The following is a 25,241-nucleotide window of genomic DNA, read 5'->3' as shown; positions in this document are numbered from 1 at the left end:
TTAATCTAATCTGACTATTTACTTAATCTGAATCTAATCAATGCCCGATCGTCAAAGGACACGTTGCCCTGCATGAGTCCTTTGGTGGCTTTGAACGTGTGGATATTATAAGGGTCGTTGGCAATCTGCTCTCTCAGGGCATTCTCACTGTCTTTTAGTGTGGGGCGGAGAAAGGGATAACCGTCGCTCGCCAACACGATGTCGTGAGGCTCGTCCTGTCTCAACGTGATCACCTTGACACCCGGCATGAAGATGTCGAAGCCATCGATGACAGCATAGGTGCGGTTCTCGCCTTGCATGCTCGCGATGAGCTTCGGGAGAATGGCGTCACGTGCATAGTCGTGGACGATTCGCCCGTCCCTTACCATGTCGGGATGCTCTGTCTGCAGGGTGGGGAAGAGACGGCTGCGCTCCTCAGCCATCGTTGCTTCCGACGGCTTGTCGTTGGTGTAGAGGTGTCCGTCGACCATGCACTGGCAGTCGCCGATCATCCAAATTTCCTTTCGCAGAAGACTACAGACCACAGCACTGGCGCACAGCCGTTGCTCGGGCGAGCGGCGAGGCTGTGAGTCATCCAAAGGATAAGCCTGGTGGATGACTTGCGTGACACGGTTGCAGAACTCGGTGACACTTAGCGAGGCAGGAGCCTGGCGCAGAAAGTTGCTAATGAGCGTCATGGCATAACGTCCATTGCGCATGGTCGGATGGTAATGTTTTGGTGTTTTACTCGTACTGCCGTCGATGACAGCAATATAGTTGTCTGCCACGACGATGCCATCCTCACAGTCTGCCGGTGAGTGCTTGCCGGTGAGCGCTTGCTCAACGACGACGGCCTTTGAACTTGCCGTTGGGCGTGAAGTTAGGGTTGAACGATTTGCGCTTGTCGTCATTGCGTTGATCGCTGTTTCGTTTGCCGCCATTCCGTTTGTCGCTGCTCCGTCTTTCGTTGTTTCTTCTACCATCGTAAGGCTTGTCGTCGAATTTTCTTCTATCGTAAGGCTTGTCTTCGAATTTTCTTTCCCCATTGACTTTCGCACTATAGGGTTGTCTGTTGTCGTGATGTCTTTGGTTGCGGTCTCTTCTGCCGCTTGGCTGATGAGCGGCTTCCTCGGGTGTGCTGCCGATGGCCTTGCTGTCGTAATGAACATGACCGCGGTAGGGAGCACCGTTGTAGAGTTTCTTTATTAAGTCGGGGCGTCCGATACGACGCAGCTCACGCTCAATAGACTGCCGCTCTTCGGGTTTATACCAGAAGAAGAACTGCCGCTGCGCCAGCTTCTCACGTGGTGTCTTGGCAGAGAAGACCGGTTCGAGAGTATAAGGATCGTAGCCTGTATACCATGTTTCGGTGCTGACGGTCATCGGCGTGGGCGTAAAATCCTGCACCTGTTCAAGGTGAAAGTCCAAATCTTTGGTGATGACAGCAAGCTCTGCCATGTCTTCTTCTTGACAGCCCGGATGGCTGCTAATAAAATAAGGTATGATCTGCTCTTTCAGCCCCTCCTCTTTGTTGATACGGTCGAATATGCGCTTAAACTCATAGAACTGCTCAAATGATGGCTTACGCATGAGTTTTAATACACGGTCAGAGGTGTGTTCGGGGGCAACCTTCAAGCGTCCGCTGACATGACGAGTAATAAGCTCCCGGGTATACTGTCTTGCGGCTTCGTTGGCTTTCTCGTCCTTACTCTTATGGAGCAAGAGATCATAACGCACGCCACTGCCGATAAAACTCTTCTTCACACCGGGCAACGCGTCGACGGCATGGTAGATGTCAAGCAGGCGTGAGAGATCCGTGTTGAGATTGGGACAGATCTGAGGGTTGATGCACGAGGGCCGCTTGCAGTGCTCACAGGCTTTTTTGTTGCGTCCGCCCATGCCATACATGTTGGCAGACGGCCCACCGAGATCCGAGATGTATCCTTTGAAGCCGTCCATGGCAATGACCTGACGTGCTTCGCGAAGGATGCTCGCCTTGGAGCGGCAGGCGATGAACTTGCCCTGATGAGCTGAGATGGTACAAAAGGCACAGCCGCCGAAACAGCCGCGATGTAGATTGATCGAGAACTTGATCATCTCGTAGGCTGGTATCGTCTTGCCTTTGTATTTGGGATGCGGCAACCGCGTGTAGGGCAGGTCGTAAGCCTCGTCCACCTCTTCCGTTGTCAGAGGAGGATAGGGAGGATTGACAACAGCGAACTTGCCGTCGACAGCCTGTAACAGTCGCTGGGCGTGCATCTTGTTGGACTCTTCCTCGATATGGCGGAAGTTCTCAGCCTCAGCTTTCTTGCTTTGCAGACATTCCTCGTGAGAGTGGAGCACGATGTCGTCGTCGCTGATGCCTCCCGGGATGTCTTCCTGCTTGCAGAGATAGACCGTTTGTGGGATGTCATGGATGTCCTTGATGTTGCGTCCCTCTTCGAGCTCATGGCAGAGCTGTATCGTATTTTTCTCCCCCATGCCATAGAGGATCATGTCCGCCCCGCTGTCGCAGAGGATGCATTTCATCAACCGGTCCTGCCAATAGTCGTAGTGGGTGAGCCGTCGCATGGACGCTTCGATTCCGCCCAAGACTACGGGCACGTCGGGAAAGAGCTGCTTAAGAATCTTGGTATAAACGATGCTGGGGTAATCCGGTCGCATGTCATGGCGTGCATCAGGACTGTAAGCATCATCGTGCCGCATACGTCGGTTGGCCGTGTAGCGGTTGACCATGGAGTCCATAGCACCGGCTGACACAGCAAAGAAAAGACGTGGCCGTCCAAGTTTCTTGAAGTCTCGGTAGTCACCATGCCAATCGGGTTGGGGGACTATGGCCACCTTATAGCCTTTAGCTTCAAGGAGACGGCCGATGACAGCCGCGCCGAACGAAGGGTGGTCGACATAGGCATCACCGGAAAAGAGAATCACGTCGAGCTCATCCCACCCACGCAACTCGCATTCCTTGCGTGTTGTGGGTAGGAAGTCTGTCAGCTGATATTTCTGCGTCATATCGTAATTATGTGTCAGAACTATTGTTTAGTCGGTGACGTTTTGCGGATCGTTATCGTCTGCCGCTGGTTGGGCTGCCTTCCATTGCTTGTAGGCTTCGACAAGTTGCTGTAGGCCAAACGCCTTCATATTATTATTGTAGATGACATCCAAGCAGAGGTCAAGAAGGTCGTTGTCTTTCATGGTCTCTGACTCCAACATTGATCGCACGTTGAACTTCAACTTGTCCAGAACGGGCTCGTCTATGATGCCGTTACTGTCAACGAGGTTGTCTAAGAGAGAGTATTTCTCTATGGTCTTAAAATGTTTCTCGCTGATCTCGATACTGCGGGTACCGGAATGGTTTGCTTGTATTTTCATAATGTATTGTTTTGAAATTAACTTCTTTAGAGTAATGGTTATGTTGTTTACTTCAACAGGAAGTTCAGGATGCCGGTCATTAAGCGTCGTTGCATGTTCTTGTCGATAATGCATTCGAAGGGAAAGGCCATCGTGAAGGAGCGGTAGTCATTGCCTTTATAGGCTACGGCCGCGGAATAGCCATTGCTGTACTGCATGGCGCAGACGGCACCATCGGCAGGCTGAAGAATATCAGCGTGTGTAGCCGCATAGTGGTCGGCATTGGGAGTGCGATAGAAGTCGAAGTTCTGTTGCAGCCCGTTGACTCCCTGCAAGGTGTCGGTTCTGAGTGAGCCAGAGTAGTTGACCTTCAGCGTGCCGGACAGCCAGTCTGATTCTTTGCTTCCCGTCATGTCTGCTCCTACATAGGCTCCGCTAACCAAGAGTTTACCACCACTTTTGGTGTAGGCTGTGAGTTGCTTTTGGATGTTGTCGGTAAAAGTCTTGTCGTAGACCAATGCGTCGGGAGAGTATTTCTCCAGTCCCAGCACCATGTCGACGGCATCGAAGTCATGGAGTGCCACCCGTCTGGTCTCCACAGCGTGGGAGGAACAGCTGACGACATTGTATTTCCCAGAACCAGCAATGGCCTCGACATGTGCTGTTGATGCATCGAGATTGTTGCCTGCGATGACCTTTCCGGCAAGGCTCTCGTCGGTATATCCGAGTCCGTCAGAGCTTTCGCGTCCAATGCGGCTCTTGTTGAAACTCTGCTGATAGCCCAGCCATCCGATCGTCGGCCCATAGCTTACTCCTATGTCATCTTTCATGTCGAAGCCCTGTTGGCTGTTGTTGTCGATGACGGTAGGGGCTGAGAGTCGGTGGAAGCCATTGACGACGAGAATGCTTTTCTGAGATCCCGATTGAGTGAAAAGGGCAATTTCTTCAGAGGGGAAGCTCTCGCCGCCACGGTTGATGGCTGTGATCTTGAATCTGTAGAGCACGCCAGGCTTCACGTCGAGGTCGACAGATGTGGTCTTTACTTTCTGCCCATTGTCGTAACCGCCCTTTCCGATGGCTGTGTAGAGGACGAAATAGTCGGGATGTGCGGATGGCTCCTGCGGATCGTCTTGCACTACCCATGAGACGTGTGCCTGTTGACGGTTGTTGATGGTGACGGCAGGATCCTTGGGCGGCAGAGGCTCGATGATCGTGGGGCGTCCGTGCATTGTGTTGACATAGCGGGCGAGCGTCTTATAGACCGATCGGGCGAGGGTGAATTTGAAGTGTGGATCCTGAGCCAGCTTCATGTCGGGGAAGTTCTGGTGTGACAGCATCTCAAGGATCGCCGAGGGCACTTCGGGCACACGGGTCTCGGAATAGTTGCGGTCCCAAATGTATCGTCTGGCCCAATTACCATATTTATAAGTAAGATCGCGCGTGAGATTGTCGAGAAGGTCCTTGGCCAGCATCTTGGAAGCCTGCCGTGTGAGTCCAGAGGAAAGTTGACCATCGTTGTAGTTAGTGGTGCAGATGGCCAGGGAACCAACGAGGTCTTTGCCGTTGGGTGCATAGCCAGCGTCACTGTGAACGGCCAACGATAACTCGAAGGGCACGTGTTCGCCTTCAACAGTTGGTACATAGACAGAGCCCCCTGCCAGCCAGTTGAGCATACGCGAGCGGCTGTTGATGTCATCGGCGTAGTCGTCGGTACCTCCCCGGCTGCTATATATATTATAAGGAGCACCCGCCCACTGACAGAAATATCTGGAGCCTTCCAGGACGCGTGGCAATCCGCTGGTGACACCGCCACGTGAGATATTGCCCATACCACCACCGAAGCGCACGGCATCGGCGGTGACAACGCCTCGGCGCTTGCTCTGGTTGGTGAGCATGACACAGTTGTCGATACTTTTTCCCTCTCCAAAGTCGAAGGTGCCAAGATAGACCCATGTGCCGCCGCCCATCTGCTGGTTGACGCGCACCTCCGTGGCCTGTCCTTTGTGGAAGACGACATAATGCGCGTCGTCCACACTCTTGTCGACCGTCTGATAGCTGACATACACGGCATAGCGTCCCGCCTTATGGAATCTGGGCTGCCATAGCGTGTAGGTGCCATCACCTTTTTTTGTGGTCTTCGCCATCCGGACAGTACCGTCCTTGAAGGGGTTTTGCCCGTCGACATAGTTGCCCAGTCGGTATGCGAAGCCCGACCGCGGACAGTTGTACCATTGTTTGCCACCATCCGATTCGGAGTATCCGGGAGCGTTGACACCGTCGTTGTCCACGATATACTCTTCGGTCTGCAAGTCCCTCTCTCGCGGTGTGTATACGACAGCTCCCGCATTTTCCAACATAGGTATGAGATAAGGAAGGACGATCGTCTCGGTGAAGAGATCCTCGCAAGTGCCGAACAGCGGCGGACGCTGCCATTGCCATTGTCCTTTCTTCGCGTCATAATAGCGGCCATGCGAGGCCCACACTACCAGATGACGGTTATAAAGTCCATGGGTAATACGGAAGGGGCGCGATGCATTGCTGACCCAAGGCTGGCCGTCGTAATGGATCTTTCCCCAAAGCGAATTGCCGGACAGCGAGGTAAAGTCTGTGTCATAGTTCTCAAGCGGCAATCCCGAAACGACGATGCTGAGGTCGTAGTCGCGGTAAACCTTTGGAAGCAGATGTCGAACTTTCTTGTAGATTTTGCCAATTTGCTTATCGTTGAGTTCTTGCTGAGCGAAGGAAGGGTCTGGTACGACGGTAACCTTCCGTTGCTTATCGTCGATGCGCAGCTCCTTGAGTCGAGGCTGACTGGAAAAGTCAGTCTGTTTTGCCTGATATGAGACGAAGTATGCATTCAAATCCTTCTTGGCTTTTTCCTGATAAACAGCATTCTGTGCAAAGGTCTGCGTACCAGGGAAAAGCAACAGAGCAAAAACGAAATAACTTTTATATAGCATTACTACAAGAAAATGGTTGATGTATGAGAGCAGGGTGTCAGTTGTTTTCTTCTGGCAGTCCTGTTGTGAATTTCTCAGGGTGTTTGCCCTTCACATGGATGAAATAGCGTTTCACCCTCAACATATCGGCATCGATATCGCCTTGGGGTATGAAACTGTCAGCGCATTTGATGAGCTTCTTGCCATAGTCCAAAGAGTAGAGCAGGATAGGAATCTGGGCTTTCTGCGCAATGAAATAGAATCCTTTCTTCCAGTCGGCATTCAGCGAGCGTGTGCCTTCCGGCGTGATGCATAGTCGGAAGATAGGATTCTTCATCGCTGCGTCAGCGAGCGCATCGGTCATATGGGAGTGTTTGGCTCTGAAGACAGGTATGCCTCCGATGGAGCGAAAGATAGGTCCGAGCGGCCATCGAAACCATTCTTTCTTCATCAGGAAATTGATGCGTATGCCACGGGAAAACATATAGAGCAGACCCATGATGAAATCCCAATTACTGGTGTGCGGTGCCAGACAAATGATACATTTCTCGGGGAGCGGCTGTTGGTCCTCGATGGTCCATTTCATTCGTTTGACGAGAAGCCAATTGCAGAACTGTTGAATCATAATCGTGTATTCAGAAAACTGCAACCGGTATTAGCCGAGGTTGCTGATCTGGTCGATGATGTCGGAAATCTGATGATTGAAGTCGTTGATGAGGTTGGTGTAGTACTGCCTTGGCTCCATTCCCGGTTCTGGATGGGAGACACGCTTTACAAAATCGTCACGCAGGACAATGATGGAAGACAGAAGTTGCTGTGCATCGGTGCTGTCCTTCTCTGCGCCATACAACGAAGCGGCTACTGCCTCGGCGAAGAGGTCGCTGCAGATGCAATTAATAGAATGTTTTAAATCCTTTTTCTTAGCCATAATAGTAATGATTAAGTGAGTGATACTTTATTTTTCTCCAAAGATAAGAAAAAAAGATGAAACGTCGCCCGTCGTGCAAAAAAAATGTTTCAAAAACTGGTTTTCTTTCTTTTTTCTTCTCATTTCTCGATGAAATAATGTACTTTTGCATGTAGTATACTGTTTTTAATTAATTAATCGAACTTTCTAAAATGAAAAAGAGTCTTTTGCAGAAAGCCCGTGCCCAATATCAGCCAAAGTTGCCGAAGGGCCTCAAAGGTGCTGTCAGCGTAAAAGAGGGAGCTCCTACCCAGAGTGTAGGTGACCAGGAAGAAATCAAGAAGCTTTTCCCGAATACTTACGGGATGCCGCTTATCGAGTTTGTGCCCGGTGAGGAGTCTGCCAACCGCAAGATGAATGTCGGTGTGATCCTTTCCGGTGGTCAGGCACCTGGCGGTCACAATGTCATCTGCGGTATCTTCGACGCAGTGAAGAAGATGAACCCTGAGAACAAGGTCTATGGCTTCCTCATGGGTCCTGGCGGTCTTGTTGACCATAAGTATATCGAGCTCACTCCAGAGTTCGTTGACGATTATCGCAACACCGGTGGCTTCGACATGATCGGTTCCGGCCGTACCAAGCTGGAGAAGGTAGACCAGTTTGAGAAGGGTCTTGAGATTCTGCGCAAGCTCGACATCAAGGCAGTGGTCATCATCGGTGGTGACGACTCCAATACCAACGCTTGCGTGCTCGCTGAGTACTATGCTGCCAAGAACTATGGTATCCAGGTTATCGGCTGCCCGAAGACCATCGACGGCGACCTGAAGAACGATCAGATCGAGACCAGTTTTGGCTTCGATACCGCTACAAAGGTATACTCCGAGCTGATTGGCAACATCGAGCGTGATGCTAACTCTGCCCGTAAATACTGGCACTTCATCAAGCTGATGGGTCGCTCTGCATCTCACATCGCTTTGGAGTGCGCTCTGCAGACACAGCCAAATATCTGCATCGTCTCTGAGGAAGTAGAGAAGAAGGATATGACGCTCAACGATATCGTGGAGCAGATTGCCACTGCTGTCGCTAAGCGCGCAGAGGACGGCAACAACTTTGGTGTGGTGCTCGTTCCCGAGGGTCTCATCGAGTTCATTCCTGCCATTGGCCGTCTGATCGATGAGCTCAACGACCTGCTCGCCGCTCATGGTGCAGACTACAAGGATCTGGAGAAAGACGCACAGCGCGAGTATATCCTCGCTCACCTGAGCAAGGAGAATGCAGAGACTTTCGCCACACTGCCTGAGGCTGTGGCACGTCAGCTCTCCCTCGACCGTGACCCGCACGGAAACGTACAGGTATCTCTGATCGAAACCGAGAAGTTGCTCTCTGACATGGTGGCTGCTAAGCTCGACGAGTGGAAGAAAGAGGGTAAGTATTGTGGTAAGTTTGCTGCCCAGCACCATTTCTTCGGCTACGAGGGCCGTTGCGCTGCTCCTTCCAACTTCGACGCTGACTACTGCTATGCACTCGGTGTGAGTGCCGCTCACCTGATTGCCAACGGCAAGACGGGTTACATGGCTATCGTTCAGAACCTCTCCGCTTCTACCGATGAGTGGAAAGCCGGTGGTGTGCCAATCACTATGATGATGAACATGGAGCGCCGCAATGGTGAGATGAAGCCTGTGATCCGTAAAGCTCTCGTTGAACTCGACGGTGCACCTTTCAAGAAGTTTGCTGAGAAGCGTGATGAGTGGGCCCGTGAGACCTGCTATGTCTATCCCGGTCCTATCCAGTATTGGGGTCCCTCTGAGGTCTGCGACCGTGAGACCCGTACGCTGGCTTTGGAGAACGAGGCTAAGGCAAACCGCTAATTGAACTTTGGGAATCGTTCGTCGATTCTCTATGATAAGGATGCTCACGAAAGTTGTGAGACATTCCTCTTTTGACGAGGCATCCTCCTTATGTGGTAACATGGGTGGAGGATGCCTCTTCTTTATATATAATAGGAGACAAATCTAAGAGATGACAAACACACGACAAACCACCAGACGAAGAAAAACCTCTTCCCGCCGACGCACTTCATCGCGTTCGCGGTCGTCGCGTCGTGGCTCTGTAGGCATACGTCTTCCTTTTCTTCACATACATCTCAGCCGCGCGGCTATTTTCGGTGGGTTGGCCGGTATCGTGGTTTATGTGTGGGCCTTCTATTATTTCTTCGTAGGTCCAACCGGTTTCCGTTGGCGTGCGCTCTATGGTGACGACAAGTATCCCGAGGGCTATGAGGTACATGGCATAGACATCTCGCACTATCAGGGTACGATCAACTGGGACCGGCTACGCTCCAATGCGATGGTCGACGGTTGTCCTATTCGTTTCATCATCATCAAATCCACAGAGGGATCCTCGCGCATTGATCCCAACTTCGATGAGAACTTCTATCAAGCACGGGAATATGGCTTTATCAGAGGCGTTTATCACTTTTGGAGCAATAACTCCTCAGCCAGATCTCAAGCCAATTATTTCCTGAGCAAAGTTCATTTGTTGGACGGTGATCTGCCACCGGTGCTCGACGTGGAACATAAGCCGAAGAACGAGAGCGTGGAGGATTTCCAAACGGATATCCTTACGTGGCTTCATATCGTAGAGAATAAGTATGGTGTGAAGCCTATCATCTATACTTATTATAAATTCAAGGATGCCTATCTGAGTGCTCCGGTCTTTGACGACTACCCATATTGGATCGCTCACTATTATGTCGACAAAGTGGAGTATCAGGGCAAATGGAAGTTCTGGCAGCATACCGATGTGGGTAAGCTGCCAGGTATCAAAGGTCATGTGGACTTGAATATCTACAATGGTTCTTATTACGACCTCATGCGTCTGACGATAGGCAATCAGGAAAATGTCGTGGTGGCTGAGTGAAGATTCTGTCAGTCGATGTCTGCCATGACTTTCTGTGCTGTATCGTCTATCCCATAGTGCAGGAAGATGTCCCGATCATTATGGAACTTCTTCAAAAGGAAGGAAGCTGCACTTTCGTCTTTCTCCAACTTGCTCAGCCCGATGTATTTCCGTAGCATTTCCCGGGCTTGTTTCCGCTGACCTTGGAACCAGTAGCAGTAAGCAGCGTTGAGCGAGTCATCAGGAAGAGCTTCTTTACTTGAGCATAGACTTTTATAGAGTTTCTGTGCCTCTTCAGTCCGGTCTACCCACAATAGTCCCCACGCCAAAGTACGCTGAACCTCAGTGTCCTCTGGATGCTCGTAATCCAACTTATAGAGCACAGAGACGGCCTCATCAGCCTTGCCACAGTATATGAGCGAGATGGCAAGCCCCAAGGCATAAGACATCTTTTGGGGATAGCGTTGTGTCAGAGTTCTGTATATTTCTGAAGCTTTCTCAAAGCGTCCCGATTTGAATACGGCTAAGGAATATTGTCGGAGCAGCGATTCATTGTCCGGCTCCATCTTGCTCAGCTCTTTCAGGTAGTCTGCCGCTGAGACAAAGTCGGAATTGTGCATACACAAGGCAGCAGAGGCCAGCTTCAAGCTCTTCGCTACTTCGTCGCCTTGACAGTCAGGCTCTTTTTCGTGGGAAGTAGCGAAACACTCAACTACCGACTGAAGAGAATCCCAAAGCTTCTTTTTCAGCAAAAAGCTAATCAGCGCCGGAAGCTGTTGGCGCATCTCCGAACTGATCATGTCTTTTGTGAAAAACATGATAGGATGGGCGTAACCGAAAGCATTGAAGAAGGGATGACGCTGACCGCAGAGCTTGAAGAAGCGATAGAGATCCTGGAGATACATCCGGCGGATATACGCCGAATGTTTCCAAGGCTCTCCGCTCTCGTCTAGCATGTTAAGGCTCACCTCGCCACTGAGCAACACGTTTCTCACCTCGGGCGGCAGGCGCTGATAAACGGATGATAGGGCGATGGAAAAGCTGTATTTATCAGAGTCACAGAAGGGACCTTCCTTAAACAATTTGTCCAAGAATCCCGAATTGCGAAGCTCTTCCGGAAGAATGCCCAAGTCGGGATGAGTGGGCGTGTAGGGAATCAGCCAGTTATAGAGCTGGTTGAAAAAGGAGAAACGCTTCATCTGTGAGAATCCGCCGAAATAGATGTCCATGCCCTGTTTGCGCATGTCGTTCATCTTGTTGATGCTTTTTTCAAGACTTTCCATACGCTTGTCGGCCTCGTCGGGATGAAGAATCTCTTCCAAAGAACTCTCGTCGGACGACGTGGATTCCATGTTCATCATCTGCCAGTCCTGGCTTTTGATGATGTTGGGCATGATGTTTTTGCGCAGTTCGTCATTGTCTCTTTCGGCATAGTGACAATAAACCATTTGTATCTGCATATCGAGCAATGCACTTTTCACGCTATTATCAGACAGGACCTCTTTCACGGCTTGCCGAACAGAATCATAGAGTTGGTATCTCCCATTGGAGAGTGCAAACACCCACCCAACAAATGCGCGTTGCTTGACTCGCTCATCCTGGCTTTTTTGGAAGACATGGATGAGCGTCAGTATCTTTTCTGCATCCGCTACCAAGAGGCAGGCGAGCGTCATGGCTGATACCATCAACTGCGCATCAGCGGAGTCGATAGCCGGCGAGAGCAACAGTTTCTCGAAACTCACGGCGTATTCGTGTCGCCACTGAGGAGAAGCGACAGTGAGGTTGAAGTAAGATCGCAGATTATTGGCATGGCGCTTGTGGATGTCAGTCAGATTGTCGTTGGATCCGTTGAGTGCAGAAAGCGAAGCCATAGCCATGTCGGTGACATAGCTCTCCAGTTGCTGACGCATATCGTCGACGGACGGTATCTGCCGTTGGGGATTGAGATATTTGAGATAAGGATATTCAACTTTCAGATCCTCCAATATCAGATCGCGGATGATGCCATCCAACTGAGCTGCCAACAGCTTGTAGAACTGCTGGCGTTGTGGATCCTCGTAGCCTTGCAGATAGAAGTCCGACAAACGGTGGTAGTTGTCTGTGATGTCGTCCAGCCGCTCACGTATCCATGACGCGTCTTGTTGCCCTAACAGCTGATTGAGCAAGCGCAAGGTCTCACCGACATTACAATCTCTCTCCAGTTTCAGTCCTAATATGATGAGCTGATCCCTGGACTTTATAGCAGCATCTTCTCGTGCTTTTCCATCCATAATCTAAAATATTTAAGGTGTGAACCTTGCTCCTCGTGCGACGTCTCTCTGCCGTGGAGCGGTGGCATGATGATAGGTCATCTTAGGTAGGGCATTGACGGTGCGCATGTCCACTCCCATATATTTGCAGATGATCTTGCCGTAGTGCTTCACTCCGTGCTTGTTGATAGAGTCCACGGTAGCGTCGTAGACTTGCAGGAACTTCTTGACCTGTTGTCGTCGATCCTTGTTCTCCATGACTTTCTGTCGGAAGGCAATCACACCAAGATGCAGGTTCTTGTCACGGCTGTCCATCAGCACGGTGTTCTGAAAGAGACGTGCCTGAGAGGCTTGAGGCTCCGGGAGCAAAGCCGCGTCTATCTCATTGTTGAGAATCATTTTCAATCTGATGTTGACATCGTTGATCTCTATGCGATAGACCGTTTCCTTGGGACGTGCGCTGTCTATGGTCAAGTCGGCCAGCATCTGTGTAGCGGAGTAGGGGGCAATGGCCACCATCTTGTCAGAGAGCTGCTTCAACTCTGTCACACGGGCAATGCGGTTGCTGATGAATTGCCATGAGGCGCCGGTAGAGGTCACAAAGTTCAGTGCGATGCCCTGGCGGCGCAAGCGCTCGGCTTTGACGAGATCTGTGACAATGCCTTCTGCTCTCTTGCTGCGAAGTAGGGTGTCGCCATCGGTTTGACTGCCGAACCGCTTCAGCCTTACGTCTACGCCTGCTTTCTGAAACAAGCTGTCTTCCGCTGCAATGAAAAGAGGGAGGCAGTCCATCGTCGGCACTGTGGCTATCTTGAGAGCCGCGGAGTCCTGGCGGGCAGCTTCAATCTGCTGTTCGCGGCTGAGTCGTTGCTGCTCTTTGTATGACTTTCCACAAGAGGCCAAAAAGGCGATGGAAAGCAAAGAAAACAGAAGGTATTGATATTTTCTCATGACTATGCAAAGGTACGAAATATTTTGTAAACACAAAAAAAAATGCTACTTTTGCAATCATAATCAGAAACGAATATGGCCAAAGATAAAACAATGTATGTCTGCAGCAACTGTGGGTACGAGTCGGTGAAGTGGCTGGGCAAGTGTCCGCAGTGTGGTGAATGGCAGTCGTTCAAGGAGATAAAGGTAGCCGGAGAGACTGGCTCGTCGGCAGCCCGCAATGCGGCGCTGAGTGTCAAGCAGTCGAGACAGTCGCCGTTCAGCCGACAGAGTGCTGCTCCCGTGCGTTTGCGTGACATACCCCTTCAGGACGAGCCTCGCATAGATATGCACGACGCCGAGCTCAACCGCGTGTTGGGTGGCGGACTCGTGCCGGGAAGCATCACGCTGTTGGGTGGTGAGCCGGGTATCGGAAAGTCTACGCTGACCTTGCAGACGCTCCTGAAGATGCCGGAGAAAAAGATTCTCTATGTTAGTGGAGAGGAGAGTGCCCATCAGATCAAGATGAGGGCTGAGCGCCTGTCGCCCACTTTTCCGGAGTCTCTGCTGGTGCTTTGCGAGACCTCGTTGGAGAAGATCTTCAAGCATATTCAGGATGTAGCACCAGACATCGTCGTGATCGATTCCGTGCAGACCATTGCTACGGAAAGCGTGGACTCCTCGCCCGGCAGCATCTCTCAGGTGAGGGAGTGTGCCGCGGCTCTGCTGCGTTTTGCCAAGTCGAGCGGTGTGCCGGTGATTTTGATCGGACATATCAATAAGGAGGGAACGCTGGCCGGGCCAAAGATCCTGGAACATATCGTTGACACGGTGATCCAGTTTGAAGGTGACCAGCACTATCTCTACCGGATGCTGCGCAGCACGAAGAACCGTTTTGGCAGTACTTCTGAGATGGGCATCTATGAGATGCGTCAGGACGGACTGCGTCAGGTGTCCAATCCTTCTGAGTTGTTGATAGCCGAAGAGCATGATGGACTGTCCGGCGTGGCGATTACTTCGGCAATAGAGGGTGTTCGCCCTTTCTTGGTAGAGACTCAGGCTTTGGTGTCCACAGCCGCATACGGCACGCCCCAGCGCTCGGCAACAGGTTTTGACCAGCGCCGTCTCAACATGCTCTTGGCGGTTTTGGAGAAGCGTGTCGGCTTCAAGCTAATGCAGAAAGACGTGTTTCTGAATATCGCCGGAGGTTTGCGGGTGACGGACATGGCCATGGATCTGAGCGTAATAGCTGCCGTACTCTCCAGCAATGTCGACACGCCGATAGAGCAAGGATGGTGTATGTGTGGGGAAGTGGGACTCAGTGGCGAGGTGCGTCCGGTGGCACGACTGGAGCAGCGGATTGCCGAAGCTGAGAAACTGGGCTTCCAGCATATCATCGTGCCGGCCTATAATATGAAGAATATAGACACAAAGAAATATAAGATTGAACTCCATCCTGTACGAAAAGTAGAGGGAGCGCTCAGAACGCTGTTCGGTTAATCAATAAAAAGACAAAATGAAAGATTCTGTGATTATTGTCAGTGGTGGCATGGACTCCATCACGATGCTTTATGAGTTTAAGGACCGCATCGCCCTTGGCATTTCCTTTGACTATGGCAGCAACCACAACGCACGCGAGATACCTTTTGCGGAAATGCATTGCAAGCGGTTGGGGATTCCCCATATCACCATTCCCTTGGACTTCATGCCCAAGTATTTCAAGTCGAGTCTGCTTGAGGGGGCTGAGGCTATCCCGGAAGGTAACTACGACGAAGAGAATATGAAGTCGACAGTGGTGCCTTTCCGTAATGGCATCATGCTCAGCATTGCTGCAGGCATAGCAGAGAGTCACCAACTCAAATACGTGATGATGGCCAACCACAGCGGCGATCATACCATCTATCCCGACTGCCGTCCGGAGTTTGTTGAGGCTTTCTCTCATGCCACGAAAGCCGGTACGTTTGTGGGTGTGGAGATTTTGGCTCCTTACACCAATATCTCGAAGGCCGACATAGCCCGACATGGCAAGGCGCTGGGCATTGACTACAGCGAGACTTGGAGTTGCTATAAAGGTGGAGAAAAGCACTGTGGCAAGTGTGGTACCTGCCGCGAACGCAAGGAAGCGCTCAAAGAGGCTGGTATCGAAGACACCACAGAGTATGAAGATTAGATCATTCTTCATAGCACAACTACACGTTTTTTCTTGACAAAAGCCTGTCCGCCGCAACTCTCAAAATAGAGAGCGGCGAACAGGCTTTTTTGTTTATGATGCAGCAAAAATGAGTCTTTATCATCGTTTTTTGCTTGATGAAGGTCTCATCTCAGTGAGTTTACTTGGTCATCTCAGTTGTTTTTGGCGTACATCTCGGTTGTTTGATAAGGTCAAACAACCTTTCTGACCGAAAATTCTCTAGAAAATTTTCGATCAGAAAGGTACTTTGATAAGAACGAAAAAACGTGTATTTTGTAACGCTTTGATTATCAATATGTTGTAAAATGGTTCAAAAATCGCGAAATTGCGACCACGTCTACATTTATTTTCAACGAGCACCTTCTCGTGGCCCGTTTTTTGTCAGTTTATCGAACAGTTATGTCATTTATAGCTGATCGAAGGACAGTGGCAGCAAATCGTGGATGCTGCTGACCCGATAATATTTCTCAGTGCCACAGAGCAGGATTTCCACAGGCTTGTGATAGCGCTGTTCCATCTGCAGGATCACTTGCCGACACGATCCGCAAGGTGTCACGGGCTCTTCGGTCTGCTCTTCTCCGTTTCTCGCAGCAATGGCAAGAATGCGGATGGGCTGGTCGGGATATTGCGATTGGGCAGAGAAGATGCAGGCACGTTCACCGCAAAGCCCCGAAGGGAAGGCTGCATTTTCCTGGTTGGCACCGATGACGGTGATGCCATTCTCCAAGAGTACAGCTGCACCGACATGGAAATGGCTGTATGGTGCAAACGAGTGATAAGAGGCTTGCAGGGCACGGTCTACTAACTGTTGCTCTTCGGTTGTCAACTCCTGCTTAGAGCAGATGTCGATGTTGATATTGATGTTGAGGTGTTCCATAGTTGCTATTGTTTTACATGCTTGGTAATCTTTTTAGGGATAGAGGGCGTGAGTGTCTTTTGTAGAAACGATACTCAATTGCTACCTTCCTTTCGGTATTCATAGGCACCGATGTCGGGCAGCTCATCTCTTTTCACTCCGTCGCGGTCGATAGGCCGGGCAGTCTTTGCGTTTGCCTTGTCCACGGCTGCGGAGATCTTGCTCAGGTGGAAATCGTAGTATTGCTTGTCAGCGTCGATCTTCACGAAATTCTTTTCCCCGTATATCGTCGTGTCTTTGACATCTTCGTAGATGATGTTCTTGAAATATACGCTGTCTGCCGTCGTGGGCTTCGGTGTGCGCAGCACGCAATCCTCAAAGTCAAAGTTGAACGGCTTGGCCTCGTCTTTCGGGCGTTCGCCACTGATCAAGTCATCTGCGTAACCTGTAATCAAAGAGTTTGTGACATTCAGCTTAGTGAGTGGATGGTTGGCGCTGAAGTGTAGGGCATATCCGCGGTTTCCGTCAAAGGGATAGAACTGCGCCAACGTGCTGTTGTTGATCTCAACTACTCCGCCATCCACTTCAACGCAGTCGCTTAATGTGTTGGTGATCTGTGCGTTGCTCAACACGATATTGCAGTTAGTGGTTTTCAGGCCGGTGCCCTGGCAGTTGTGGATGGTCATCTGCGAAGCCGTAAGTTTGAGTTTGTTGACATCAGAAGAGTCGAGGACCACGCCGTCGAAGGCACTGTGTATGTCGGTATACTCAAATTGGTTGCCATAGGACGACGTGTGGATGTGTACACCTTTCCATTGGCCTGGTACACGGTCGTAGGGCAGATAGTCAAACATCCGGTCGATTCGGTCGCCCCGCAGCGTGATGGGCTGATGGTCATTGCCTTGGGCGATGAGCGTTCCGTAGACATCCATACCGGCATCGCCATGGAAGTAGAGCGTCTGTCCGGCTGCTATCTTCAGTGTAGCAGCACTGTCCACCCTGATGCCTCCATAGATGACAAGCGGCCGGCCTTGCGAGTTGATGGTCGTGTCACGGCTTACTACCATGTTGCGTGCCATGATTGCATTCCAAGTATAGGCGTTGAGATGGATCTTCTGCTCGGCGCCGTCTCCTAAGGAGAACACGAGATCGTCCTCGGTCAGTGTGGGAGAGTCAGAGGAGGCTTTGGGTGCTGTCAGTTCCACAAACACCCTGAGGCTGTCGTCTTTTCTCAACTCTATATCGCCACTCTGGTAGTTGTTCTCCGCTCCCAAGTAGATGCCGTCGACATTCACGCGGAAGCCTGTTTGTGAAGCCCTGCCGGTGCTGACGTTTTGAAACCGTATGTTTTCGTCGGAGTGATTGTATACCCAAACAGACTTTGTCGTGGAAGGCACATTGGCAAAGACGGTATCAAAGCGAATGGTGTCAGCGGAGAAAGTCACACGGCTGGCTGACGATGCCACAAAGTCATCGTCGTTGGTGCATGCTGCCGTCACCACGACCATCAGCATGCAAAGCAGAAGGTCCATGAGTCCGCTGTTTTTTTCTATTTTCATCATATGCTGATAACGGACACCTTATTATATTATTGTAATGTCAGTTCAAAGAATCAGTAGAGCAAGACAAAAAGAATCGCAGAATCAAGACAAAACGATATATCCTTAGAAAAACATGCTTTATTTTCGTTTTAAATGTTTTGCTGTATGAGAAAAAACTTGTAACTTTACACCTTGAAAAATCATCCAAACGGCTTAGAACGCAAATAAAGGCCGTTAAACGGAATTTAAACAACAAAAAGATAACATGGACGAGAATCGGACAATTGACCAGGACCGCATCATGAAAATCAATATAGAAGAGGAGATGAAATCCTCCTATATTGACTATTCTATGTCAGTGATCGTGGCCCGTGCCCTTCCGGATGTCAGAGACGGATTCAAGCCGGTGCACCGGCGTATCCTCTATGGTATGCTTGGACTGGGCAACACGAGTGATAAACCTTACAAGAAATGCGCGCGTGTCGTGGGTGAGGTGCTGGGTAAGTACCATCCTCATGGCGACAGCTCGGTCTATGGTGCCCTCGTGCGTATGGGCCAGGACTGGAACATGCGCTATCCGCTTGTAGACGGACAGGGTAACTTCGGTAGTGTTGACGGCGACTCTCCTGCTGCCATGCGTTATACCGAGTGCCGTCTCTCCAAGATGGGTGAGCATATCATGGACGATATCGAGAAGAATACTGTTGATATGGTCAACAACTTCGACGATACGCTCCAGGAGCCCTCGGTGATGCCTACCAAGGTGCCCAACCTGCTGGTCAATGGCGGTAACGGTATTGCCGTGGGTATGGCTACCAACATTCCTACTCACAACCTGAGCGAGGTCATCAACGGCTGCTGCGCTTATATCGACAATCCAGACATCGACACCGATGGACTGATGAAGTATATCCCGGCTCCAGACTTCCCCACGGGTGCTTATATCTATGGCCTCAAGGGTGTCAAGGAAGCCTATGAGACGGGTAAGGGACGCATCATCATGCGTGCCAAGGCTGAGATCGAAAGCGATGACAGCCACGACCGCATCGTGGTCACGGAGATTCCTTATGGTGTCAACAAGCAGCAGCTCATCGAGTATATCGCTGATCTCGTGAAGGAAGGCAAGTTGGAGGGTATCTCCAATGTCAATGATGAGACCGGCCGTCAGGGCATGCGTATCGTTGTCGACGTGAAGAAAGATGCCAACGCCAAGGTCATCCTCAACAAGCTCTTCAAGATGACGGCACTCCAGAGCTCTTTCGCTGTGAACTGCATTGCGCTGGTGCCGAGCAAGCACGACCATCTGCAGCTTCGCCCGAAGTTGCTCTCTCTGAAGGAGTGTATCCGCTATTTTGTGGATCACCGTCATGAGGTGACAATCCGCCGCACGCAGTTCGATCTGAACAAAGCCAAGGAGCGTGCCCATATCCTCGAAGGACTGATCATTGCCTGTGACAATATCGACGAGGTGGTGCATATCATTCGTGGCAGCAAGACACCGGCTGAGGCTCAGACCAATTTGGAGAAACGGTTCAACCTCGACAATCTCCAGAGCAAGGCCATCGTGGACATGAGACTCTCTCAGCTCACCGGACTGAGAATGGATCAGTTGCACGCAGAATATGAGGAATTGGAGAAGCAGATTACTTATTTGCAGTCTATTCTCGATGATCCTGAGCTTTGCAAGAAGGTGATGAAAGACGATCTCAATGAGGTGAAGGAGAAATATGGTGATGACCGCCGTACACAGATCATCCCCGACGAGCATGAGTTCAACGCTGAGGACTTCTATCCCAATGATCCAGTGGTGATCACGGTGAGCCACCTCGGCTATATCAAGCGCACGCCGCTGAGCGATTTCCGTGAGCAGGCGCGCGGTGGCGTCGGCTCAAAGGGAGCCCATACGCGTGAGAAGGACTTCACAGAGTATATCTATCCTGCCACGATGCACCAGACGATGCTCTTCTTCACAAAGAAGGGCCGCTGCTACTGGCTCCACTGCTACGACATCCCAGAGGGCGACAAGACGTCGAAGGGACGTGCCATTCAGAATCTGCTCAACATCGATCCCGACGATGCAGTGAACGTATCTCTGCGTCTCCGTGGACGCGGCTTGGAGGATGAGGAATTCGTCAACAGTCACTATGTCGTCTTTGCCACGAAGAATGGTATCGTCAAGAAGACTTCTCTGAAGGAATACTCACGTCCGCGTGCCAATGGTGTGCAGGCCATCAACATCCTCGAAGGTGACGAGGTGGTCGACGTGCGTCTGACCAATGGACATAACGAACTGATCATGGCCGACCGCAATGGTAAGGCTGTCCGCTTCGACGAGAACGACGTGCGTTGCATGGGCCGTGTGTCTACCGGTGTGCGTGGTATGCGTTTGGACGAGGGCGACGATGCTGTTGTCGGTATGGTCGTTGTCAACGACGCAGAGACCGAGACAGTGATGGTCGTCAGTGAGAACGGCTACGGCAAGCGCTCGATGGTGGAAGACTACCGCAAGACCAACCGTGGCGGTAAGGGTGTCAAGACCATGGCTGTCACTGAGAAGACCGGTCGCTTGGTGGCTATCAAGAATGTCACGGACGAGAACGATCTGATGATCATCAACAAGAGTGGCATTGTCATCCGACTGGCTGTGAAGGAGGTGCGCATCATGGGACGTGCAACACAAGGCGTGCGCCTGATCAACCTCGCCAAGAAGAATGACATCATCGCCAGCGTCTGCAAAGTGATGAGTTCCGAACTGGAGGCTACCGTAGAGGAAGAAAGCCACCAGAAGATGCTTGAGAAGAACGAACAGTTCGACGAGTCGACAGCGGGAGAGCATCCTGCGGCTGATGCTCCGGCAGAAGATACGACGACGCCCGACGATCCCGAGACCCAGGCATAAGGAGAAATAATAGATAACAACCGTATAATTTTATCTTAACGTCTATGAAGAAAATGATGATTGCAGCCATGTTGGTGCTGGGCGCCTCGGCTGCGTTCGCCGGTGATAGCGACGCATTGAAAGCTATCACAAAGGAGAAAGACTATGCCAAGGCTGTGGAGCTGGTGAAGTCCAGCCTCGGTCAGCTGGCTAACTCTGGCGAGAAAGCTAAAGCCTATGAGCATCTGACCCGTCTGGCTTTGCAGAAGTTCGACAAAGAGAATGCAATCCAGGCTGCCAACATGCAGGCTCAGATTACCAAGCAGAAGGTGGAGCCTTACGACACACTGGGTTTCTATCAGGCAGCTTACGATGCTACCCAGAATGCTCTGGAGTGCTTCAAGTATGACGCTGAGCCCAATGAGAAGGGCAAGGTGAAGCCACGTTTCACCGGAGCGTTGACTCCGCTGGTCGCCAATGCCCGTATGCAGCTCGTCACTGCCGGCAACTACTATGCTCAGCTCAACGATCAGGACAATGTGCTGAAGTATTGGGGCTCATTCCTTGATTCCGACAATCTGCCTTTCTTCCAGTCTACAAAGGAGCAGGAGAAGCAGTTCTTGGGACAGGTCGCTTACTATACCGCTCAGTATGCTAATCAGGCAAAGAAATATGATCTCGCTGAGAAGTATGCCGACATCGCCACTCAGGACACTTCTGTCGCAAAGCAGGCTCAGGCTTTCAAACTGGCTATTGCTCAGCGCAATCTGAAGACTAAGGCTGACTCCGTGGCTTATGTTCAGAAACTGGCTGCTATGTACGAGAAGGAGCCTGACAATGAGATGATCTTCGGACAGCTCAGCAACTTCTACAGCCTCATGGGTATGACCAAGGAGTTTGATGCTCTTGTAGAGGGCAAGATTGCCAAGAATCCTAACGACTTCACTGCTTGGGCTCTGAAAGGCCAAGCACTGATGAACCGCAACTCCACAGCGTCAAATCCTGATTGGAAAGGCTGCGTGGAGGCTTTCAAGAAAGCTGTGTCCATCGATCAGACCAACCCCGTGGTCTATACCTATTTAGGCTTCTCTATGAACGCTATGGCATCCGGCATCAATGGCAACCGCGCTCAGCAATTGGCACTCTATAAAGAGTCAATGGGCTATCTCGACAAGGCTAAGGAGCTGGATCCTAACCGTGAGAAAGCCAACTGGGCTTACCCACTGTATCAGTGCTACTACTCTGTCTATGGCGCCAACGATCCTAAGACAAAGGAGTTGGAAGGTATGCTGAAACAGTAAGACAGAAAGCTAAACGAGTCGTTTGTCACCTTGTTTGAGGAGACTAAACGAACATCCATAAAAAAGGGCCGACACATTCGTGTCGGCCCTTTTTTATGGATGTTCGTGAATATGGGACTAATCTGTTTATTGTTGCAGGTATTGTACAGCCATGTCGGCGCAACGTTCGCCGTCGATTGCTGCGGAGACAATGCCACCAGCGTAGCCGGCTCCCTCACCACAGGGGAAGAGTCCATGTAGACGGATGTGCTGCAAGGTGAGGTCGTTGCGAAGGATGCGCACTGGGCTGGAGGTACGGGTCTCTGTAGCTATGAGTGTGGCTTCATTGGTCAAGAAGCCATGACGCTGACGACCAAAGGCTTTGAAACCTTCTTGCAGACGATGGGCAATGAACGGCGGCATCCAGAAATGCAGCGGACTGCTGACCAGACCGGGCGCATAGCTGCTGTCCGGGAGGTCGTAGCTCAGATGGCCGTTGACGAAGTCTGCCATACGCTGAGCCGGAGCAGTTTGCTTTCTGTTGCCTTGTTGCCAGCAGTCTTTTTCCAGCCGCTCTTGAAAGTGCATCATGCAGAGCGGGTCCATTCCTTGCGCTTCGTCTGTGTGGCTGTTGTCTGCAGCAGTGCCGCCCCGCTCTATTTCAGCGAGATCTTCAGGGTGAACCTCTACGACCATACCACTATTGGACCAGCGTGTGCCGCGGTTGCTCGGCGACATGCCGTTGACGACGATCTGTTCTGGACCTGTAGCCGCCGGAATGATGAAACCGCCGGGGCACATGCAGAACGAGTAGACGCCACGGCCTTCCACTTGGGTGACAAACGAATACTCGGCAGCAGGCAGATATTTGCCACGGCCATTGCGACTGTGGTATTGTATTTGGTCGATCAGCTTGGCCGGATGCTCCAGTCTCACACCCACTGCAATACCTTTAGCTGCAATTTCTATATGCTGATCATTGAGATAGCGGTAGACATCCCGGGCACTGTGACCGGTTGCTAAGATGACGGGACCTTGCAATTCCATCTCTCTATTGTCGATATGGTTCACGGCACGGATGCCCACCACATGCTCCTTTTCTATGAGCAGCTCGGTCATTTTGGTGTTGAAGTATACTTGTCCACCGGACTGTAGGATCTGTTTCCGCATGTTCTCTATGACGCGGGGCAACTTGTCCGTGCCGATATGGGGATGGGCATCGCAGAGAATGGACGTGGAGGCTCCGTGTTGGCAGAAGATATTGAGGATTTTCTCCACGCTGCCGCGTTTCTTGCTGCGTGTGTAGAGCTTGCCGTCGGAGTAGGCACCAGCACCACCTTCACCAAAGCAATAGTTGCTTTCTGGGTCGATACACTGGTTACGTGAGATGGCCGCCATGTCCTTCTTGCGTTCTCTGACATCCTTGCCTCTCTCTACGATCACCGGGCGATAGCCCAGCTCTATCAAGTGCAAGGCAGCGAACAGACCACCGGGACCGGCTCCCACGACGATCACCTGAGGGGCATCAGCCACGTTGGGATATTCCACCCGTTGGTATTCGTCGTCTTGCGGCACTTCGTTGATATAAACTCTCACTTTAAGGTTGACCATCACCTGCCGTTGTCGGGCGTCAATGCTGCGCCGTAATATTCTCACACGGTTGATAGTGCGGGCGTCGAAGCCTTTCTCTTTTGAGAGATAGGAGACAAGGTTTTGCTCGTTGTATGCTGTTTGCGGTTGTACGCGTATTTGATATTCCTGAACCATATTTGATGGAATGTATATATTATATAAGGTGTAGTGGAGCTGGGAGAACTTCTATCAATTGCTTTACATAGTCTCGATTCCAGTCGTCCTCATGGTAATGCTTGTGGTCAAAACTTAGAATGTCGATGTCTATTCTGACGATGTTATCTTTCCGCTCCTCCCTGCTGGAATGCATCAGCCGCTCGATGGCCTTGGTCTTATCGTGCAGACAGGAAAAGCTATCCTTGATGCTCATCGTTGCCAGACAGTTGAGATAGGGCGGCGAGACGACGCCTACGGGCTCTGTCCAAATGGAGGGTGTGAAGTCGATTGACGCATATTCATTGCGGAGCAGCTGTTGTGCCTGTTGGATATTCGCCTCCTGGTCGGCATTGGAGCCTAAGCATAAGATGACAGAATGACTTTCCTTCATATCAAAGACAATCTACAGAATAGAGTGGGGGATAAAAACGAAAAGTGCAGTGCCGCCGTAACCGTCAACACTGCCCTCTTCTTTACCCACTTTCCCTCACGAAATGGGTTTAGCCTAAATACTTGATAAGGAGTTTTGCATAGCCGCTTTCACGCAACTTGACAATACTCTTCTCGCGAATCTGACGTACGCGCTCACGGGTCAGTCCGAGCTGGTCTCCGATTTCCTCAAGACCTTTTTCATGGCATCCGATGCCGAAGCATTCGCGTACGATGGTGATCTCACGGTCTTTGAGCACGTTGCGGAGCACTACGTCAAGCTCCTTTGCCATGCTCTCGTAGTCTACCTGCTTGTCAGCACGACTGTCATCGCCAGAGGCAAGCACGTCGGCCATACTGTTGTCGTCATCCTCCTGGAAAGGAGCGTCGATGCTCATGTGGTGGTTGTCGGCCTTGATGGTCTGGTCGATCTTTGCCTCCTCGATATTTGTCAGATTGGACAGCTCCTGTACGGAGGGGCGGCGCTGGTTTTTCTGCTCAAACTTCGAAATCTCAGAGTTGATCTTCGACAGAGCACCGACTTGGTTGAGCGGCAGACGCACAATACGGCTTTGCTCTGCGATAGCCTGCAGGATGCTCTGGCGAATCCACCATACAGCATAGGAGATGAACTTGAAGCCACGAGTCTCGTCAAACTTTTCTGCGGCTTTCACCAGTCCGATGTTACCCTCATCGATCAAGTCGGTGAGACCCAAACCTTGGTGCTGATATTGCTTGGCGACAGAGACGACAAAGCGCAGATTGGCTTTCACCAATTTATCCTTTGCGCGCTCTCCTTCACGTCCTCCGCGACGGATAGCCTGAGCAAGCTCAATCTCTTCATCGACGGAAATCATTGGGACACGACCAATCTCTACCAAGTATTTGTCCAATGCTTCGCTGGAACGGTTGGTGATGCTTTTTTGAATCTTAAGTTGACGCATGATATTATTTTTGACCTTTGAATAAACAAACTAATACCTTGATTGATTATATACGTTAAAAGTGTCTTTTGAAAGACGCTT

General features: G+C 51.0%; 19 protein-coding genes. 6 read left to right on the top strand and 13 right to left on the bottom strand.

Going from position 1 to position 25,241, the window contains the following annotated elements; genetic code table 11:
* Positions 1 to 14: 14 nt before the first annotated feature.
* Genes FYJ73_RS03535 through FYJ73_RS03510 form a run of 6 tightly spaced genes read right to left on the bottom strand, consistent with a single transcriptional unit; the run spans position 15 to position 7,197 of the window.
* On the bottom strand, positions 15 to 890 hold the full coding sequence (locus FYJ73_RS03535; RefSeq protein ID WP_235899204.1) for a hypothetical protein: 876 nt from the start codon (positions 888 to 890) through the stop codon (positions 15 to 17).
* On the bottom strand, positions 820 to 2,991 hold the full coding sequence (locus FYJ73_RS03530) for a YgiQ family radical SAM protein (RefSeq protein ID WP_235899203.1): 2,172 nt from the start codon (positions 2,989 to 2,991) through the stop codon (positions 820 to 822). Before FYJ73_RS03530 ends, FYJ73_RS03535 begins: the two co-directional genes overlap by 71 nt.
* 27 nt (positions 2,992 to 3,018) lie before the next feature.
* The gene (locus FYJ73_RS03525) at positions 3,019 to 3,351 is read right to left on the bottom strand and encodes a hypothetical protein (protein ID WP_154533336.1); all 333 of its coding nucleotides are present in this window, start codon (positions 3,349 to 3,351) and stop codon (positions 3,019 to 3,021) included.
* 47 nt (positions 3,352 to 3,398) lie between these two features.
* Positions 3,399 to 6,290, bottom strand: coding sequence for a golvesin C-terminal-like domain-containing protein (locus FYJ73_RS03520; protein WP_154533335.1), 2,892 nt, complete (start codon positions 6,288 to 6,290; stop codon positions 3,399 to 3,401).
* A 37-nt stretch (positions 6,291 to 6,327) separates the two neighbouring features.
* Positions 6,328 to 6,894 (bottom strand): 1-acyl-sn-glycerol-3-phosphate acyltransferase, encoded by a 567-nt coding sequence (locus tag FYJ73_RS03515; RefSeq protein WP_154533334.1) that lies wholly within the window; start codon positions 6,892 to 6,894, stop codon positions 6,328 to 6,330.
* A gap of 30 nt (positions 6,895 to 6,924) precedes the next feature.
* Positions 6,925 to 7,197 (bottom strand): hypothetical protein, encoded by a 273-nt coding sequence (locus FYJ73_RS03510; protein WP_154533333.1) that lies wholly within the window; start codon positions 7,195 to 7,197, stop codon positions 6,925 to 6,927.
* A 191-nt stretch (positions 7,198 to 7,388) separates the two neighbouring features.
* On the opposite strand from FYJ73_RS03510, the gene FYJ73_RS03505 reads away from it, so the two are divergent.
* Both FYJ73_RS03505 and FYJ73_RS03500 read left to right on the top strand, forming a co-directional pair.
* Positions 7,389 to 9,044 (top strand): diphosphate--fructose-6-phosphate 1-phosphotransferase, encoded by a 1,656-nt coding sequence (locus FYJ73_RS03505; protein WP_154533332.1) that lies wholly within the window; start codon positions 7,389 to 7,391, stop codon positions 9,042 to 9,044.
* A 151-nt stretch (positions 9,045 to 9,195) separates the two neighbouring features.
* Complete coding sequence (locus FYJ73_RS03500; protein WP_154533331.1) at positions 9,196 to 10,095, top strand: glycoside hydrolase family 25 protein; 900 nt, start codon at positions 9,196 to 9,198, stop codon at positions 10,093 to 10,095.
* 8 nt (positions 10,096 to 10,103) lie between these two features.
* On the opposite strand, the gene FYJ73_RS03495 is transcribed toward FYJ73_RS03500, so the two are convergent.
* Entirely contained in the window at positions 10,104 to 12,344 is a 2,241-nt protein-coding gene (locus FYJ73_RS03495; protein ID WP_154533330.1) for a tetratricopeptide repeat protein, read from the bottom strand.
* A 12-nt stretch (positions 12,345 to 12,356) separates the two neighbouring features.
* Complete coding sequence (locus FYJ73_RS03490) at positions 12,357 to 13,274, bottom strand: ABC transporter substrate-binding protein (RefSeq protein ID WP_154533329.1); 918 nt, start codon at positions 13,272 to 13,274, stop codon at positions 12,357 to 12,359.
* A gap of 75 nt (positions 13,275 to 13,349) precedes the next feature.
* On the opposite strand from FYJ73_RS03490, the gene radA reads away from it, so the two are divergent.
* Entirely contained in the window at positions 13,350 to 14,753 is a 1,404-nt protein-coding gene (radA, locus tag FYJ73_RS03485) for a DNA repair protein RadA (protein WP_154533328.1), read from the top strand.
* Positions 14,754 to 14,769: 16 nt separating this feature from the next.
* Entirely contained in the window at positions 14,770 to 15,423 is a 654-nt protein-coding gene (queC, locus tag FYJ73_RS03480) for a 7-cyano-7-deazaguanine synthase QueC (RefSeq protein WP_154533327.1), read from the top strand.
* Positions 15,424 to 15,850: 427 nt separating this feature from the next.
* Here queC and FYJ73_RS03475 read toward each other — a convergent pair whose 3' ends face one another.
* Both FYJ73_RS03475 and FYJ73_RS03470 read right to left on the bottom strand, forming a co-directional pair.
* Complete coding sequence (locus FYJ73_RS03475; RefSeq protein WP_154533326.1) at positions 15,851 to 16,321, bottom strand: cytidine deaminase; 471 nt, start codon at positions 16,319 to 16,321, stop codon at positions 15,851 to 15,853.
* A 74-nt stretch (positions 16,322 to 16,395) separates the two neighbouring features.
* The gene (locus FYJ73_RS03470; RefSeq protein WP_235899202.1) at positions 16,396 to 17,862 is read right to left on the bottom strand and encodes a choice-of-anchor Q domain-containing protein; all 1,467 of its coding nucleotides are present in this window, start codon (positions 17,860 to 17,862) and stop codon (positions 16,396 to 16,398) included.
* A gap of 244 nt (positions 17,863 to 18,106) precedes the next feature.
* Here FYJ73_RS03470 and gyrA point away from each other — a divergent pair, with 244 nt between their 5' ends.
* Together gyrA and FYJ73_RS03460 are read left to right on the top strand one after the other, a co-directional pair.
* Positions 18,107 to 20,740, top strand: a complete 2,634-nt coding sequence (gene gyrA / locus FYJ73_RS03465; protein WP_154533325.1) for a DNA gyrase subunit A — start codon at positions 18,107 to 18,109, stop codon at positions 20,738 to 20,740.
* Positions 20,741 to 20,784: 44 nt separating this feature from the next.
* On the top strand, positions 20,785 to 22,020 hold the full coding sequence (locus FYJ73_RS03460) for a tetratricopeptide repeat protein (RefSeq protein WP_154533324.1): 1,236 nt from the start codon (positions 20,785 to 20,787) through the stop codon (positions 22,018 to 22,020).
* A 126-nt stretch (positions 22,021 to 22,146) separates the two neighbouring features.
* On the opposite strand, the gene FYJ73_RS03455 is transcribed toward FYJ73_RS03460, so the two are convergent.
* The 3 genes from FYJ73_RS03455 to FYJ73_RS03445 form a co-directional block, all read right to left on the bottom strand.
* The gene (locus tag FYJ73_RS03455) at positions 22,147 to 23,766 is read right to left on the bottom strand and encodes an NAD(P)/FAD-dependent oxidoreductase (protein WP_154533323.1); all 1,620 of its coding nucleotides are present in this window, start codon (positions 23,764 to 23,766) and stop codon (positions 22,147 to 22,149) included.
* Positions 23,767 to 23,785: 19 nt separating this feature from the next.
* Positions 23,786 to 24,178 carry a 2-amino-4-hydroxy-6-hydroxymethyldihydropteridine diphosphokinase gene (locus tag FYJ73_RS03450; RefSeq protein ID WP_154533322.1) on the bottom strand — a complete coding sequence of 131 codons (393 nt, stop codon included), beginning with the start codon at positions 24,176 to 24,178 and terminating at the stop codon, positions 23,786 to 23,788.
* 109 nt (positions 24,179 to 24,287) lie between these two features.
* Positions 24,288 to 25,160: a sigma-70 family RNA polymerase sigma factor gene (locus FYJ73_RS03445; RefSeq protein WP_154533321.1), complete on the bottom strand. Its 873-nt coding sequence runs from the start codon at positions 25,158 to 25,160 to the stop codon at positions 24,288 to 24,290.
* Positions 25,161 to 25,241: the final 81 nt, after the last annotated feature.

This window comes from Hallella mizrahii (assembly GCF_009695775.1).
In the GTDB taxonomy this organism is placed as follows: domain Bacteria; phylum Bacteroidota; class Bacteroidia; order Bacteroidales; family Bacteroidaceae; genus Prevotella; species Prevotella mizrahii.
Note: the sequence above shows the minus strand (reverse complement) of the source record. Positions and strands in the feature narration are given on the sequence as shown.